Here is a 14,501-nt window from a genome sequence, read left to right on the forward strand (position 1 = left end):
TCGGGAGGACGAACTGATGGCTGCGGCGGATAAACCTCGCCTGGATTTCGATGGGTTGCGCCCGCCGAGCCCGTTCCTGACCGAGAAGCACGACGCCTGGCGCCGGCAGTTGCGGACCTTCATTGAGGCGGAGATCAATCCCAATCTCGACGCCTGGGATGCAGCGGCGACCTTCCCGGACGAGCTCTACGTGAAGGCCGCCAAGGCCGGCGTCCTGGGCATGGGCTTTTCCGAGGAGCTGGGCGGCACCGGCGAGGACATCGACCTCTATCACCGCATCATCTTCGCCGAGGAGTTCTTCCGGGCCGGCTCGGGCGTCGTGTTCGCCGACCTCGCCACGCACTGGATCGCCCTGCCCCCGATCCTCGCGTTCGGGCCGGAGGAGATGCGCGAGCGCGTCGCCAAGCCGATCCTGCGCGGCGAGAAGAAGATCGCCTTCGCGGTGACCGAACCGTCGGGCGGCTCGGACGTCGGCGCCTTCCAAACCACGGCCGAAAAGCGCGGCGACAGCTACATCGTCAACGGCGGCAAGACGCTGATCTCGGGCGCCACCCGCGCCGACTTCCTGCTGACTGCGGTGCGCACCGGCGGGCCGGGCGTCGGCGGGCTGTCGCTGCTGATGATCGAGGCCGATCGTCCCGGCGTCTCCAGCGCCCCGGTCAAGGGCCTCGGCTGGTACAACGGCAACAACGGCACGCTGACCTTCGACAATGTCGAGGTGCCGGCCGCCAACCTGATCGGCGTCGAGAACCGCGGCTTCGCGGGCCTGGCCAACCAGTTCAACATCGAGCGCTTCAGCGGCATCGCCGCCACCCTGGCCATGGCCCGCACGGCCATCGCCGAGGCCATCGACTGGTCGCGTCAACGCCACACCTTCGGCCAGCGGCTGATCGACCACCAGGCCATCCGCCACAAGATCGTCGAGATGATCCAGCGAGTGAACGCCTGCTACGCCTTCCTCGACATCCTGGTCTGGCGCTTCCATCGCGGCGAGACGCCGGTGGCCGAGCTGGCGATGATGAAGGTCCAGGCGACCACCACCCTGGAGTTTGTGGCCCGCGAGAGCCTGCAGGTGCTGGGCGGCCGCGCCTACACCGGCGACAACCGAGTCGAGCGCATCTACCGCGAAGCCCGCATCTTCGTCATCGGCGGCGGCTCGGAAGAGATCCTGCGCGATTTGGCCGGACGTCAGCTCGGGTTCTGAGGCGGCTGCGGGCGCGCTACACGGCGGCGGATCGGCTCACTTGGCCCTGGGTCGGGATCGCAATGGCGCCGCCGTCGTCCTCCCAGACGGCCACTGGATTGGCAGGTCTGGAGGGAACGGGCGGCGCGCCTCGACTGACCTCCGGCGCCTGGTTCTGTTGCGAGATCCAGCGCCGGTTACTTGCTGAGTCGCTCGCCGCCGCGCCAGGAAAGAGCTTCACTCGGATCATGGCGACACCCGCAGGGGGCTTTCAGCTTCGGAAGCGTTGTGGGCTTGGACCAGCCGGTCCCACTCTGCGGTGGTCGAGACGATCTGATGGCGCCCGATGTCCGGCAGCGACGAGCGCTTCCGCTCCAGCAGTCCCTTCTTGATCCAGAGGCTATCGAACCCCCTCGCTTCCACCGACGATCCCATCAGGCGGCCCGCCACATTTACGGCCGCTCGCTCGTTCTCGGCATGACACAGGTACCGTCGCGCGGGCGAACTCTCGCCAAGATGAATCTGGATCGCCCAGTATCCGGGCGCGTCCGCAATCTGATTTCGTTCTGATAAAATGCTCATGATTGAGCTTTCACGATCCCGCCCGGAGCCACGCTGCGCGCGTCTATCCGAGCGAAGGCGCAGAATTCGCGCTTTCGATCGCCAACAATATATCACATAAACTTAATATTGGGGCGATTTTATTTGCTGATGGCGAAGACGATTATTTTAGCTCTCCTAGCAAATTGCGTCACAGCACCCCAGATATGAAGGGCCGCCTTGCGTGTGAGGGAGGCGCGCGACGTGGGGGCCATCGAACTGATGGAGGCCTAGATGGCCGTCGAAAACACCGATCTCGAGCGCCGTGTCCTGGCGCATGAACAAATTCTACAAGCGCTGATGGCTCAGATCGCCGAAGGCCGGCCAGGCTTCTTGGACGCAATGCGCCAGCGCTTCGCCAGCGCGCGGCGAGGCGCGTACGAATACGACTACGTCGAGACAGCCGACTATGCGGAAGCCTTTCTTCGAGAGGTGATGCGTCTGATGCGTGTTCGCAGAAGCGCTTCCCCTCAGCCGGCCCCGCCTTCCACAGCCGTGCACCGCGCCATGAGCGCAGATGCCCGCCCCTCATCGGTCATCGTCCGCAGCAACCTCGCCCATGGGGTGTGGCACGTCACCTGCGACGACGTGTTCCTCGGCGACTACCTGTCGGAAGGCGCCGCTCGAGCCGCAACCGACCAGGCCGCAACCGATCTCAGGCGGAAGGGGCGCTCGGCGGAGATCGTTTTCGGACCGCGTTGAGCTTGAGGATCGCCGATCGAGCGCGCGCGCAGCGTCGGCCGCGCGAAGTGGGATTCCGCAGATTGCGGGCAAGTCATAAAATTGCTTTCAAAAATGGACTTTTTGATATCCGCCTGACGCCCGCGGCGCGCTTTTGGCGGCCAATCCCAACTAGACATGGGGGTTGTGCGGCTATACGCCTGGATGCAGGAGACCCATGGCCCGCACCCGCAAGATCATCAAGAACTCCGTCCACCGAGCGCTGAACACGATAGGCGATCGCTGGAGTCAGCTGATCATCCAGGAGGCCTTCCGCGGCGCGACGCGATACGAGGAGTTCCGCGCGCGGACCGGCGCGCCGCGCAACACGCTCTCCAATCGCCTGCGCGGCTTGGTCGCCAGCGGCATCTTCGAACAGCGCGCACATCGCGAGGGCGCGGCGCGTCAGTCCTATCACCTGACGCCGATGGGCCTGGACCTGTTCGACTCCGTGCTGATCGCGTGGTGCTGGGGCATCCGCTGGGACGCCACCGCGCCCAACGGTCCGGCCGGTCTAGTCCACACCGAATGCGGCAAGTCGATGCTGCCGATGATGGTCTGCCGCCACTGCGGCGGCGACGTCTCGCTGCACACCTGCAGCCATCATCCGGGGCCGGGCGCCGGCTACGAAGAAGTCGAGATCGCGCGTCTGCACCGCCGCCGCCAGTCCGCGGCCGAGGACGCCACGCGCCCAGTCGCCGACGTCGTCGACATGACCGGCGACCGCTGGACGGGGCTGGTCATCTCGACCCAGTACTTCGGCATCCACCGGTTCGACGACATCCAGTCGATGCTGGACATCGCCACCAACATCCTGACCGACCGCCTGCGCGTGCTGGTGGCCAACGGCGTGTTCGAGCGGCGGCTCTACGAAATGTCGCCGCCGCGCTATGAGTACTGGCTGACCAAGAAGGGCAAGGATCTCTATCCGCACGCCCTGGCCCTGCTGATCTGGGCCGACAAGTGGCTGCTCGAGGACGATCAGCCGCCGGTCATCGTCACCCACAACCAGTGCGGCCACCCGGTCGACAGCGTGGTGATCTGCAGCGAGTGCCGCCATCCCCTCACCCCCGAAACGGTGACCGAACGGCGAACCAAGGACCGCAAGGCCAGCGCCGCCTAGAGCCCTGCGGGATCGAACAGCGCAGCTAGGCGTTCCCCACGCGGAATTGGAGGGACGTAATGAGCCTGGACAGCCTGATGATCCGCAGCGCCAACCTTCTGGGGGCGCCGTTGAAGGACGCTTCCGGCAAGAAGCTGGGCACGATCCGCGAGATCTACTTCGAGCGCGACACCGGTCAGGCGCGATTCGTGGCGCTGGAGTTCGGCGGCCTGTTCGGGACCAGCGGCAAGTTCCATCCGATCCCCTGGCGGGCGCTGCGCTACGACGAAGGTTCGGACAGTTACCTGACCGATCTGACCAAGGAGCTGCTGAAGAACAGCCCGGCGTACGACCGCGAGCAGATGAACGAGACGGCCTACGGCTGGAGCGAGCAGGCCGAGCGCTATTTCCGGGTCGATCCGGTCTAGCCCGTCGCCACCTGACAAGGTCCGCGCGAGAAAAACGTCGCCACGTGAGCGTTTTCTCAACCATGGCGCGCCAAGATCGCCGTCATGGCGTCGATCGACCAACACGTTCTGACCGCGGGGCCCGGCTGGAAGCCGCTGGGTTTCGACGTGCTGCGCTTTGCGCGGTTCCTGACCGTCGGCGGCCTGGCGGCCGGCACGAACTTCGGCTCGCGCTTCGCCTGGAGCCTGGTGCTGCCGTTCGAGGCGGCGGTGATCTGCGCCTACGCCACGGGCATGGCCGTCGCCTTCGTGTTGTTCCGGCTGCTGGTGTTCCCCGGTTCGCCGCTGCCGATCGGCGTGCAGGCGCGCAACTTCGCGATCGTCAACGCGATCGGCGCGACCCTGACCTTCCTGACCGCGACGCTGCTGGTGCGCGGCGTTTTCCCGATGCTCGGCTTCACCTGGCACGCCGAGACCCTCGGCCATGCCCTGGCGATCGCCGTGCCGGTGGCGACCAGCTGGATCGGCCACCGGCGCTTCACCTTCGCGCGCGCCGGCTGACCTTTACGTTTCCCTTATGCGCGACGGGCGTGTCCCGTCTCGAACCCTGACGCTTGAGGGGCGCATCCTCCTGGCCTGAACCTGGCTATGGAGGCTCTGCCTTGGCGGATCTCATCTTTCTCGGCGTCGGCGCGGGGGCGTTCGCCCTGTTCGCGCTTTTCGTCGTCGGATTGAGGCGCATCTGAAGATGCTCGTCGATCTCCTCTGGGCGGGCGGCGCGATCGCCGTGGCCGCCTACATGCTCGCCGCGCTGCTGCGCCCCGAGCGCTTCTGACGGATCACTGACATGACTTGGCAAGGATGGGCGGAGATCGCCCTGACGCTGGCCGTGGCCATCGGGCTCGGCTGGCCTTTAGGCGTCTATATGTCCCGGGTCTGGAACGGGGAACGCACCTGGCTCGATCCGGTGCTGCGGCCCGTCGAGCGGCTGGTCTACGCCGGCTGCGGCGTCGACGCGAACAAGAGCCAGACCTGGTTCGGCTATGCCGCCGCGCTGCTGGCCTTCAATGCGGCGGGCTTCGCTCTGGTCTACGCGATCCTGCGGCTGCAGGGCGGCCTGCCGCTGAACCCGCAGGGCTTCGACGGGGTGAGCGCGCACCTGGCGTTCAACACCGCCGCCAGCTTCGTGACCAACACCAACTGGCAGTCCTATGGCGGCGAGACGACCATGTCTCAGTTCAGCCAGATGGCGGCGCTGACGGTTCAGAACTTCGTCTCCGCGGCCACCGGCGCGGCCATCGCCGCGGCCCTGGCGCGCGGCTTCGTCGGCCATCGCAGCGAAGGCGTCGGCAACTTCTGGGCCGACCTGACCCGCACCACGCTCTACGTGCTGCTGCCGGCCTCGATCGTGCTGGCGCTGACCTTGGTCGCGCTCGGCGTGCCCCAAACCCTGGCTGCGTCGGCGCAGGCCGCGACGCTGGAGGGCGGCGAGCAGAAGCTGTCGCTGTTCGCTGTCGCCAGTCAGCTGGCCATCAAGCAGCTGGGCATCAACGGCGGCGGGATCTTCAACGTCAACTCCGCCCACCCGTTCGAGAACCCGACCCCGCTGACCAACTTCCTGACCGCGGTGTCGATCAACGTGCTGGGCTGGGCCGCCTTCTTCGCCTTCGGCCGCTCGGCCAAGGCGTTCAAGGACATCCGAGCGCTGGTCGCGGCCGCCGCCGTGCTGCTGTCGCTCGGCGCGGCCGGCGTCTACCTGGCCGAGACCCAAAGCCCCCCTGCCCTGGTCGCCGCCCACGTCGACGCCAGCGCCAACATGGAGGGCAAGGAGGTCCGCTTCGGTCCGGCAGCCTCGGCCGCCTGGACCGCGCAGACCACCGGCGCCTCGAACGGCTCGGTCAACGCCATGCACGGCAGCTACATGCCGCTCGGCGGCGGGATCGCGATGTTCCTGATGATGCTGGGCGAAATCCTGCCCGGCGGCATCGGCTCGGGCGTGGCGATCATGGTCGTCATGGCGCTGCTGGCGGTGTTCGTCGCCGGACTGATGGTCGGCCGCACGCCCGAGTATCTGGGCAAGAAGGTCGAGGCCAAGGAGATCAAGCTCGCCATGCTGGCGGTGCTGGTCGTGCCGCTGTCGATGCTGGGCTTCTCGGCGGTCGCCGCGGTGCTGCCCGAGGCGCTCAAGGGCCTGCTGAACCAGGGTCCGCACGGCTTGTCGGAGATCCTCTACGCCTACGTCTCGACCACGGCCAACAACGGCTCGGCGTTCGCCGGCCTGACCGCCAACGCGCCATGGTGGAACACCACCCTGGGCCTGGCGATGCTGATGGGCCGGTTCGTGCCGATCGTTGCGGTGCTAGCCATCGCCGGCTCGCTGATCGCCAAGCCCAAGCTGGCCCCGTCAGCCGGCACCCTGCCCACCGACAGCGGCCAGTTCGTCGGCCTGCTGATCGGCGTGATCCTCATCCTCGGCGGGCTGCAGTTCTTCCCGGCCCTCGCCCTCGGCCCTATCGTCGAGCACTTCCAGGTGCTCGACGTGCTGGCCGGCCGCTAACCCTTCAAGGCGTCAGCACATGACCGCATCCTACGCACCGCAGGGCGAGAGCCGCCGCAAGGCCTCCACCCTCGCCACCAGCCTTTCGGGTCCGATGATCGCCCGCGCCGCCCGCGACGCGGTGGTCAAGCTCGACCCGCGCAAACTGACCGGCAATCCGGTGATCTTCGCCACCTGGATCGTCGCGCTGCTGGCCAGCGCCTCGGCGATCAACGAGATCGTCGCCGGCCGTCCGTTCGGGTTCGAAATCCAGATCGCGCTCTGGCTCTGGGCCACCGTGCTCTTCGCCAACCTGGCCGAGAGCGTCGCCGAGGGCCGCGGCAAGGCGGCCGCCGACTCCCTTCGCGCCTCGCGCGTCACCACCAAGGCCAAGCTGATCGTCGATCCGGCGACCGGGACCATCGTCCCCACCCCGGCCCACAAGCTGGGGGTCGGCGAGGTGGTGCTGGTGGAGGCCGGCGACGTGATCCCGGCCGACGGCGAGATCATCGAGGGCGTCGCCTCGGTCAACGAGGCGGCCATCACCGGCGAGTCCGCCCCGGTGATCCGCGAAAGCGGCGGCGATCGCTCGGCGGTCACCGGCGGCACCACCGTCGTCTCGGACTGGATCAAGGTGCGGATCACCTCCGAGGCCGGCCAGACCTTCCTCGACCGCATGATCGCCATGGTCGAAGGCGCCGACCGCCGCAAGACGCCCAACGAGATCGCCCTGGCCGTGCTGCTGGCCGGCCTGACCCTGATCTTCCTGATCGCGGTCGTGACCCTGCTCGGCCTGGGCAAGTTCTCGGGCGTGCAGCTCTCGCCGATGGTGCTGGGCGCGCTGTTCATCACCCTGATCCCCACGACCATCGGCGGGCTGCTGTCGGCCGTCGGTATCGCCGGCATGGACCGGCTGCTGAAGGTCAACGTGTTGGCCACGTCCGGCCGGGCGGTCGAGGCGGCCGGCGACGTCGACACCCTGCTGCTCGACAAGACTGGCACCATCACCTTCGGCAACCGCATGGCCACCGAGGTGATCGCCGCGCCTGGCGTGCGGCCCGAGGCGGCGATGCGCGCCACGCTGATGGCCTCGCTGGGCGACGAGACGCCGGAAGGCCGCTCGATCGTCGACCTGGCCCGCGGCGAGGGCCTGGACTTCGAAGCGCCGCACGGCGCGACGATCATTCCGTTCAGCGCCACCACCCGGCAGTCCGGCCTGGACGCCGACGGCCAGTCCTGGCGCAAGGGCGCGGTCGATGCGGTGGTGCGCGGCCTGGGACTGTCGCCCGAACAGATCCCGGCCGAACTGTCGGCGGCGGTGGACCGCATCGCCCGCTCCGGCGGCACCCCGCTGGCGGTCAGCGAGAACGGCGTCCTGGTCGGGGTGATCCACCTGAAGGACGTGGTGAAGCCCAACGTGAAGGAGCGGTTCGCCGACCTGCGCCGCATGGGCCTGCGCACGGTGATGATCACCGGCGACAACCCGGTCACCGCCGCGGCCATCGCCTCTGAAGCCGGCGTCGACGACTTCCTGGCTGAGGCCACCCCCGAGGACAAGCTGCGGCTGATCCGCGAGGAACAGGCCAAGGGCCGGCTGGTCGCCATGTGCGGCGACGGGGCCAACGATGCTCCCGCGCTCGCTCAGTCCGACGTCGGCGTGGCCATGCAGACCGGCGCCCAGGCCGCCCGCGAGGCCGGCAACATGGTCGATCTCGACAGCGACCCGACCAAGGTCATCGAGATCGTCGAGGTCGGAAAGCAGATGCTGATCACCCGCGGCGCGCTGACCACCTTCTCGATCGCCAACGACGTGGCCAAGTACTTCGCGATCATTCCGGCGATGTTCGTGGTCGCTCTGCCCAGCCTGGCCGCGCTGAACATCATGAACCTCCACAGCCCGGAAAGCGCGATCCTGTCGGCGGTGATCTTCAACGCTCTGATCATCGTGGCGCTGATCCCGCTGGCGCTGCGCGGCGTTCGTTACCGTGCGATCGGCGCGGCCAAGCTGCTGTCGCGCAACCTGCTGCTCTACGGCCTCGGCGGCCTGGTTGCGCCGTTCGTCGGCATCAAGCTGATCGACCTGGCGATCTCGGGGCTGGGGCTCGCCTGATGCTGATGCGTGAAACCCTCGTCTCGTTGGGGCTAATCGCCCTGCTCTTCGCCTGCGCCTTCATTGGCGGGATCGTCTGAGGCTCCCGATGACCAACGCCTCCAAGAACACTCTTACCAGGACCTCCCCGATGTCTCTCTTCCGCCTCCGCCGTCACAGCCTCGCCGGCGCCGGCTTCGCTGCGATCTCGCTCTTCGCCGCTCCCGCCTTCGCCGAAGACGCCAGCCCGATCGATCTGTCGTTCAACTTCGGCGCCGCGACCGACTATGTCTGGCGCGGGGTCAGCCAGACCGACGAAAATCCGCAGATCTCGGGCGGCGTCGACGCTACTGTCGGCGGCCTGATCTATGCCGGCGGCTGGCTGTCCAACGTCGATTTCGGCAACGACACCGACTTCGAGCTCGACCTCTACACCGGCGTTCGACCGCAGCTCGGCCCGGTCAGCCTCGACCTCGGCGTCATCTACTACGGCTACATCAACGCCCCGACCGGTTCGGACCAGGACTTCATCGAGGTAAAGGTCGCCGGATCGGTCCCGGTCGGCCCGGCGACCCTCGGCGCCGGCGTCTACTATTCCGACGACTTCTTCGGCGGCTCCGGCAAGGCCACCTACTTCGAGCTCAACGGTTCGACCCCGGTCGCCGAGAAGATCTCTGTCTCAGGCGCCGTCGGCTATCAGGACGTCGACTATGAGGGCGACTACACCACCTGGAACCTCGGCGTCGGTTACGCCCTCACCGACTTCCTCGGGGTCGACCTGCGCTATCACGACACCGACGAGCACGACTTCGGCGATCTCTACGAGAGCCGCGTCGTCCTCGGTCTCAAGGCCGCGTTCTAAGGAGGCGTGACCATGCTTTCCCTTATCCGCCCCGCCGTCGTCTCGATGGCCTTCTTCACCCTGCTGCTGGGTCTCGCCTATCCGCTGCTGATCACCGGCGTCGGCCAGGCCGCCTTCCCGCGCCAGGCCAACGGCAGTCTCGTTCTCGAAGGCGGCAAGGTGGTCGGCTCGGAACTGGTCGGCCAGAACTTCGCGCAGCCGAAGTACCTGCACCCGCGCCCCTCGGCGGCCGGCGCCGACGGTTATGACGCCGGCGCCTCGTCGGGCTCGAACCTCGGCCCGCTGAACCCCGATCTGGCCAAGCAAGTCGCCGAACGCGCCGCCGCCCTGCGTGCGCAAGGCGCCAAGGGGACGATCCCGGCCGACGCGGTCACGGCCTCGGGCTCGGGGCTCGACCCCGACGTCTCGCCCCGGTACGCGATGCTGCAGGCCGAACGCATCGCCACGGCCCGCGGCGTCGATCCGGCCCAGGTGCGCGCGCTGTTGCAGAGCCATGTGGAAGGGCGCACCTTCGGCGTCCTCGGCCAGCCGAGGGTCAATGTGCTGATGACCAACCTCGCCCTCGACGCCCGCTTCCCGCCCCCGACCCGATGAGCATGGACGAACCCAGACGGCCGGACCCGGACGCCCTTCTGGCGGCGACCAAACAGCCGGGCCGAGGACGCCTGAAGGTGTTCCTCGGCATGTCCCCAGGGGTCGGCAAGACCTTCGAGATGCTGCGCGCCGCTCGCCGCCGAAAGGCGGAGGGCGGCGACGTCGTTGTCGGGGTGGTCGAGACCCACGGCCGGCGCGAGACCCAGTCGCTGTTGCGCGGGCTGGAGGTGATGGCCCGCCGGCCGATCGAGTACCGCGAGCGGACGCTGCTGGAGTTCGACCTGGACGCCGCCCTCGCCCGCCGGCCGCAGTTGCTGCTGGTCGACGAATACGCCCACTCCAACGCCCCCAGCTCGCGCCACGCCAAGCGCTGGCAGGACGTCGAAGAGCTGCTGGCGGCGGGGATCGACGTCTGGACGACGCTGAACGTCCAGCACCTGGAGAGCCTGCGCGAGGTGGTCTGGAAGATCACCGGCGTGCGCCAGCGCGAAACAGTGCCCGACAGCGCCCTGTCGCGGGCCGACGAGATCGAGCTGATCGACATCACCCCTTCCGAGCTGCGCGAGCGGATGGCGGAGGGAAAGGTCTATATCGGCGACACCGCGCGGCTGGCGGCCGAGCGGTTCTTCAAGCCCGAGAACCTGACCGCGCTGCGCGAACTGGCCCTGCGCCGCGCCGCCCAGACGGTCGACGACCAGCTGATCGGGGCGATGAAGGCCGCCGGCGTCGAGGGCCCCTGGGCGGCGGGCGAGCGGATTCTGGTCCTGGTCGGACCGGACGGCTCGGCCGGGGCGCTGGTTCGCACCGGACGGCGGCTGTCGGACATGATGATGGACGCGCCCTGGATCGTCGCCCACGTCGAGCGGCCGAACGCGCGGCCGGCGCCGCCGGGCGGCCAGGCGCGGCTGAACGAGGCCCTGAAGCTGGCCGAGCAACTCGGCGCGGCCACCGTCGTCCTGACCGGCGACGATCTGGTCGCCAGCGTGCTCGACTATGCCCGGCGCAACAACGTCACCCAGATCGTGGTCGGCAAGTCGGGGCGCCGCCGCCGCAATCCGTTCCGCCGCTCGTTGATCCGCGCCCTGTTGGACGAAGCGCAGGGCGCGGCGCTGCACGTGGTGACCGAACAGGGCGAGGCCGAGCCGCCGCCCGCGCGGCATGCGGTTCCGCTGCGCGCCTGGCCTTGGGCCGGCCATGTCGCGGCGATCGCCTTGGTCGTGGTCGCCGCCATGCTGGCCAGCGTCACCTTCCAGGTGGCCGAGACCGCCAACCTGGCGATGATCTTCATGCTCAGCGTACTGGTCAGCGGCCTGGCTTTCGGGCTGTGGCCGGCGCTGACGGCGGCGACGCTGAGCGCCTTCATCTACAACTTCTTCTTCCTGGAGCCGCGGCTGACGGTCCGTATCGGCCACCCCGCCGACGTCCTGACCTTCGGGGTGTTCTTCGCCGTGGCCTTGACCACCGGCTGGCTGACCGGCCGGATCCGCGACCAGGCCCGCGCAGTGGCGCAGCGGGCCTCGGCGATCTCGGCGCTGCTGGCCGCCAGCCGCCGGCTGTCATCGGCGGCCAAGCAGGACACGGCCGCCCAGGCCCTGGCCGAACAACTGGCGGCGGCCACCAGCGGCGCGGCGGTGGTGCTGACGCCAGAACGCGAGGACCTGGCGCTGACCGCCGCCTCGCCGGCGCTGGAAGCCCTGGCCCCGGGCGACATGGCCGCCGCCCGCTGGGCCTGGGAAAAGGGCGAGCCGGCCGGGGCCGGGACCGGCACCCTGCCCAACTCCGCCTGGACCTTCCGGCCGCTGCAGGGGGTCAAGGCGCGCGCCGGCGTGGCGGGGGTAGAGCCGCGCGCCCTGGCCGCCGAGGACAATGAGCGGTTCGTCGCCGCCCTGCTCGATCAGGGCGCCGTGGCGTTGGAACGGGCCGAGTTCGCCGCCCAGGCGGCCGACGCCGAGGCCCTGCGCCGCACGGACCGCCTGCGGGGCGCGCTGCTCAACTCGGTCAGCCATGACCTGCGCACGCCGCTGTCCACGGTCCTGGGCTCGGTGACGACGCTCATCGATTACGGAAAGTCGTTGAAACCCAATGTCCAACATGACCTTCTTCAGTCCATTCGCGAGGAAGCCGAACGTCTGAACCGCTATGTCGGCGATCTGCTGGACATGACCCGGCTGGAGGGCGGGGCCCTGGTCACACGCCGCGAGTGGGTCGACATCCGCGACGTGCTGCGCGCCGCCGTCGAGCGGGTGCAGCGGCGGCTGGACAAGCGCAGCGTGGCGCGCGACTTCCCCGCCCAGCTGTCGATGGTCAAGGCTGACGCGTCGCTGCTGGAGCAGGCCCTGGTGAACATCCTCGAGAACGCGATCGCCTATAGCCCGGACGGCTCGGCCATCGAGGTCGCCGCCTATGAGGACCGCGGCAATGTGGTGATCTCCATCGAGGACGAGGGTCGCGGCATTCCGACCGAGGAACTGGAGCGCGTGTTCGAGAAGTTCCGCCGCATGGAGGAAGCCACCGACCGCGGCAAGGGCGCGGGGCTGGGTCTGGCGATCTCCAAGGGCTTCGTCGAGGCGATGGGCGGACGGATCGCCGCCGCCAGCCCGATCCACGACGGTCGCGGCACCCGCATCCTGATCAGCCTGCCCAAGGAGCACGTCATGCCGGGGCACATGCTGTGAGCGCCAGCCGTCCCCGCATCCTGGTCATCGACGACGAGCCGCAGATCCACCGGTTCCTGCAGCCGGCGCTGGAGGCGGCCGGCTACGAGCCGGTGCGCGCCGACACCGCCGCCGACGGCCTGAAGGAGATCGCCCGCAAGGCGCCCGACGCCGTGGTGCTGGACCTTGGTCTGCCCGACTTCGACGGCAAGGAGGCTTTGACCCGCGCGCGGGCGTTCTACGACGGCCCGATCATCGTGCTCTCGGCCCGCGACAAGGAGACCGAGAAGATCGACACCCTCGACATGGGAGCCGACGACTATGTGGAAAAGCCGTTTGGAGTCGGGGAGTTGCTGGCGCGTCTTCGCGTCGCCCTGCGCCACCGGCTGAGGTCCGCGGGGGCCGAGCCGGTGGTCACGGCGGGCGACCTGACCGTGGACCTGATCAAGCGGCTGGTGACCCGCGGCGGGCATGCCATCCGCCTGTCGCCAAAGGAGTATGACTTGCTGGCCCAGCTGGTCGCCGGCGGCGGCAAGGTGGTCACCCATCGCCAGCTGCTGACCGCCGTCTGGGGCCCGGCGCACGAGGCCGACGTGCAGTACCTGCGGGTGTTCGTCGCCCAGCTGCGCCAGAAGGTCGAGCCGGATCCGGCCGCCCCCAGCCTGATCACCACAGAACCGGGGGTCGGCTACCGCTGGACCGCCTGAAGCGCGCGGCGCTTGGTGAGCGCCAGCAGCCCGTCATAGGGGATCGCCGGGATCTCCCGCAGCCGCATCCGCCACCACGCGCCCCAGCCCATCTGGCGCGGACCGGCCAACACCGAACCATCGACGCTGGGAACGTCCAGGGCCGCGAAGCACAGCCGCGTGCGCGGCGTGTGATAGCTGTCGGTGCAGACGATCACGCCCGGCAGGCCATGGGCGCAGACGTATCGGGCGGCGGCGACCACCGTCTGGAGGGTGTCGAGGCTCGCCTGGTCCAACACCAGTCGATCGGCCGGCAGGCCCATGGCGGTCAGCCGCTCGGCCATGATCGAGGCCTCGGACGGGCCGTAGCGCCCGACGCCGCCCGAGCAGAACACCAAACTCGCAGGGTGGGCTTGGGCCAGCCGAAAGCCGCCCTCGATGCGGCGCAGCAGGGCTGGGCTGGCGCGACCGTCCGGGCGAACGGCGGCGCCGAGAATGACGATAAGAGGATCAGGCACGGCCGGAGAATGGCGACGCCCGAACGCTGGCGCTAGGCCCCGGCGTTCATCGGCGGGCGGTATTCTTCCAGCAGGTCTTCCTGCTCGGCCAGACGCACGGCGCTGCGCACATTCAGGCGTGTCAGCACGTCGGCGTCGTCGCCATAGGTGTCGCGCGCATAGGCGAGCTGCTCGCGCCAGGCGATCCGCGCCAAGCTGTCGGTCTCGCCGACGAACAGGATGTCCACGCCGCGATCCGCAGGCTTGCAGATGACGTAGTTCGCGCCGGCCGGCGGCAGGACGCGATCCTCCTCCAGAACCGAGTACCGGTAGAGGGCGCCGGACTTTCCGGCGATCTCGAAGTGACGACGGGTCAACCCACGCTCCCGACTGATAGGCATATGTTCAGGGCTCGGACTGAGAGGCCCCGGCCCTCTTAGGGCCTGCGACTTGGGCGAAATCTTGGCCGCCGCCTGCGACCTAGGATCACCTTGTCGCGAGACGCGTTCGATACGCTGGCGCCACGGAACAACCTTCGCCATAAGGCGTTCGGCGTGTTGAGGCGGCTCTG

The 14,501-nt window shown here is 68.6% G+C and carries 14 protein-coding genes; 11 read left to right on the plus strand and 3 right to left on the minus strand.

All coding sequences use genetic code 11. The features are described from left to right. The first annotated feature begins 16 nt into the window (after window positions 1–16). Entirely contained in the window at window positions 17–1,204 is a 1,188-nt protein-coding gene (locus AC1Q87_RS06670) for an acyl-CoA dehydrogenase family protein (protein ID WP_492608184.1), read from the plus strand. Between the two features lie 225 nt (window positions 1,205–1,429). Here AC1Q87_RS06670 and AC1Q87_RS06675 read toward each other — a convergent pair whose 3' ends face one another. Further along, window positions 1,430–1,765, minus strand: a complete 336-nt coding sequence (locus tag AC1Q87_RS06675) for a hypothetical protein (RefSeq protein ID WP_492608185.1) — start codon at window positions 1,763–1,765, stop codon at window positions 1,430–1,432. A 252-nt stretch (window positions 1,766–2,017) separates the two neighbouring features. Between AC1Q87_RS06675 and AC1Q87_RS06680 the strand changes: the two genes are divergently transcribed. The 10 genes from AC1Q87_RS06680 to AC1Q87_RS06725 all read left to right on the plus strand — a co-directional run bounded on the left by AC1Q87_RS06680 (window position 2,018) and on the right by AC1Q87_RS06725 (window position 13,454). Further along, window positions 2,018–2,485, plus strand: coding sequence for a hypothetical protein (locus tag AC1Q87_RS06680; RefSeq protein WP_492608186.1), 468 nt, complete (start codon window positions 2,018–2,020; stop codon window positions 2,483–2,485). A 196-nt stretch (window positions 2,486–2,681) separates the two neighbouring features. Further along, window positions 2,682–3,626 (plus strand): winged helix-turn-helix transcriptional regulator, encoded by a 945-nt coding sequence (locus tag AC1Q87_RS06685; RefSeq protein ID WP_492608187.1) that lies wholly within the window; start codon window positions 2,682–2,684, stop codon window positions 3,624–3,626. A 59-nt stretch (window positions 3,627–3,685) separates the two neighbouring features. Next, a complete protein-coding gene (locus AC1Q87_RS06690) occupies window positions 3,686–4,033 on the plus strand; it encodes a PRC-barrel domain-containing protein (RefSeq protein WP_492608188.1) in 348 nt (115 codons plus the stop codon). Window positions 4,034–4,117: 84 nt separating this feature from the next. Then, window positions 4,118–4,573 (plus strand): GtrA family protein, encoded by a 456-nt coding sequence (locus AC1Q87_RS06695; protein ID WP_492608189.1) that lies wholly within the window; start codon window positions 4,118–4,120, stop codon window positions 4,571–4,573. 286 nt (window positions 4,574–4,859) lie between these two features. Then, complete coding sequence (gene kdpA / locus AC1Q87_RS06700; protein WP_492608190.1) at window positions 4,860–6,569, plus strand: potassium-transporting ATPase subunit KdpA; 1,710 nt, start codon at window positions 4,860–4,862, stop codon at window positions 6,567–6,569. Between the two features lie 94 nt (window positions 6,570–6,663). Further along, window positions 6,664–8,658, plus strand: coding sequence for a potassium-transporting ATPase subunit KdpB (kdpB, locus tag AC1Q87_RS06705; protein WP_492608274.1), 1,995 nt, complete (start codon window positions 6,664–6,666; stop codon window positions 8,656–8,658). 130 nt (window positions 8,659–8,788) lie between these two features. Continuing rightward, complete coding sequence (locus tag AC1Q87_RS06710; RefSeq protein WP_492608191.1) at window positions 8,789–9,499, plus strand: TorF family putative porin; 711 nt, start codon at window positions 8,789–8,791, stop codon at window positions 9,497–9,499. A 12-nt stretch (window positions 9,500–9,511) separates the two neighbouring features. Beyond that, window positions 9,512–10,093, plus strand: a complete 582-nt coding sequence (gene kdpC, locus AC1Q87_RS06715; RefSeq protein ID WP_492608192.1) for a potassium-transporting ATPase subunit KdpC — start codon at window positions 9,512–9,514, stop codon at window positions 10,091–10,093. Beyond that, complete coding sequence (locus AC1Q87_RS06720) at window positions 10,090–12,768, plus strand: DUF4118 domain-containing protein (protein WP_492608193.1); 2,679 nt, start codon at window positions 10,090–10,092, stop codon at window positions 12,766–12,768. Before kdpC ends, AC1Q87_RS06720 begins: the two co-directional genes overlap by 4 nt. Next, complete coding sequence (locus AC1Q87_RS06725) at window positions 12,765–13,454, plus strand: response regulator (RefSeq protein ID WP_492608194.1); 690 nt, start codon at window positions 12,765–12,767, stop codon at window positions 13,452–13,454. Before AC1Q87_RS06720 ends, AC1Q87_RS06725 begins: the two co-directional genes overlap by 4 nt. Here AC1Q87_RS06725 and AC1Q87_RS06730 read toward each other — a convergent pair. After that, entirely contained in the window at window positions 13,436–13,951 is a 516-nt protein-coding gene (locus AC1Q87_RS06730) for a YdcF family protein (protein WP_492608195.1), read from the minus strand. The two genes, AC1Q87_RS06725 and AC1Q87_RS06730, sit on opposite strands and share 19 nt — an antisense overlap. Before the next feature lie 32 nt (window positions 13,952–13,983). Then, window positions 13,984–14,307, minus strand: coding sequence for a hypothetical protein (locus AC1Q87_RS06735; RefSeq protein ID WP_436061903.1), 324 nt, complete (start codon window positions 14,305–14,307; stop codon window positions 13,984–13,986). Window positions 14,308–14,501 lie beyond the last annotated feature (194 nt).

It is taken from the genome of Phenylobacterium sp. GW823-FHT02A09 (assembly GCF_058797775.1).

Bases quoted from the DNA above. Each gene is read 5' to 3' on its own strand.
- AC1Q87_RS06720 (WP_492608193.1), top strand. From the start codon at position 10,090: ATGAGCATGGACGAACCCAGACGGCCGGACCCGGACGCCCTTCTGGCG.
- AC1Q87_RS06685 (WP_492608187.1), top strand. From the start codon at position 2,682: ATGGCCCGCACCCGCAAGATCATCAAGAACTCCGTCCACCGAGCGCTG.
- kdpC (WP_492608192.1), top strand. From the start codon at position 9,512: ATGCTTTCCCTTATCCGCCCCGCCGTCGTCTCGATGGCCTTCTTCACC.
- AC1Q87_RS06690 (WP_492608188.1), top strand. From the start codon at position 3,686: ATGAGCCTGGACAGCCTGATGATCCGCAGCGCCAACCTTCTGGGGGCG.
- AC1Q87_RS06675 (WP_492608185.1), bottom strand. From the start codon at position 1,765: ATGAGCATTTTATCAGAACGAAATCAGATTGCGGACGCGCCCGGATAC.
- AC1Q87_RS06710 (WP_492608191.1), top strand. From the start codon at position 8,789: ATGTCTCTCTTCCGCCTCCGCCGTCACAGCCTCGCCGGCGCCGGCTTC.
- kdpB (WP_492608274.1), top strand. From the start codon at position 6,664: ATGATCGCCCGCGCCGCCCGCGACGCGGTGGTCAAGCTCGACCCGCGC.
- AC1Q87_RS06680 (WP_492608186.1), top strand. From the start codon at position 2,018: ATGGCCGTCGAAAACACCGATCTCGAGCGCCGTGTCCTGGCGCATGAA.
- AC1Q87_RS06695 (WP_492608189.1), top strand. From the start codon at position 4,118: ATGGCGTCGATCGACCAACACGTTCTGACCGCGGGGCCCGGCTGGAAG.
- AC1Q87_RS06670 (WP_492608184.1), top strand. From the start codon at position 17: ATGGCTGCGGCGGATAAACCTCGCCTGGATTTCGATGGGTTGCGCCCG.
- kdpA (WP_492608190.1), top strand. From the start codon at position 4,860: ATGACTTGGCAAGGATGGGCGGAGATCGCCCTGACGCTGGCCGTGGCC.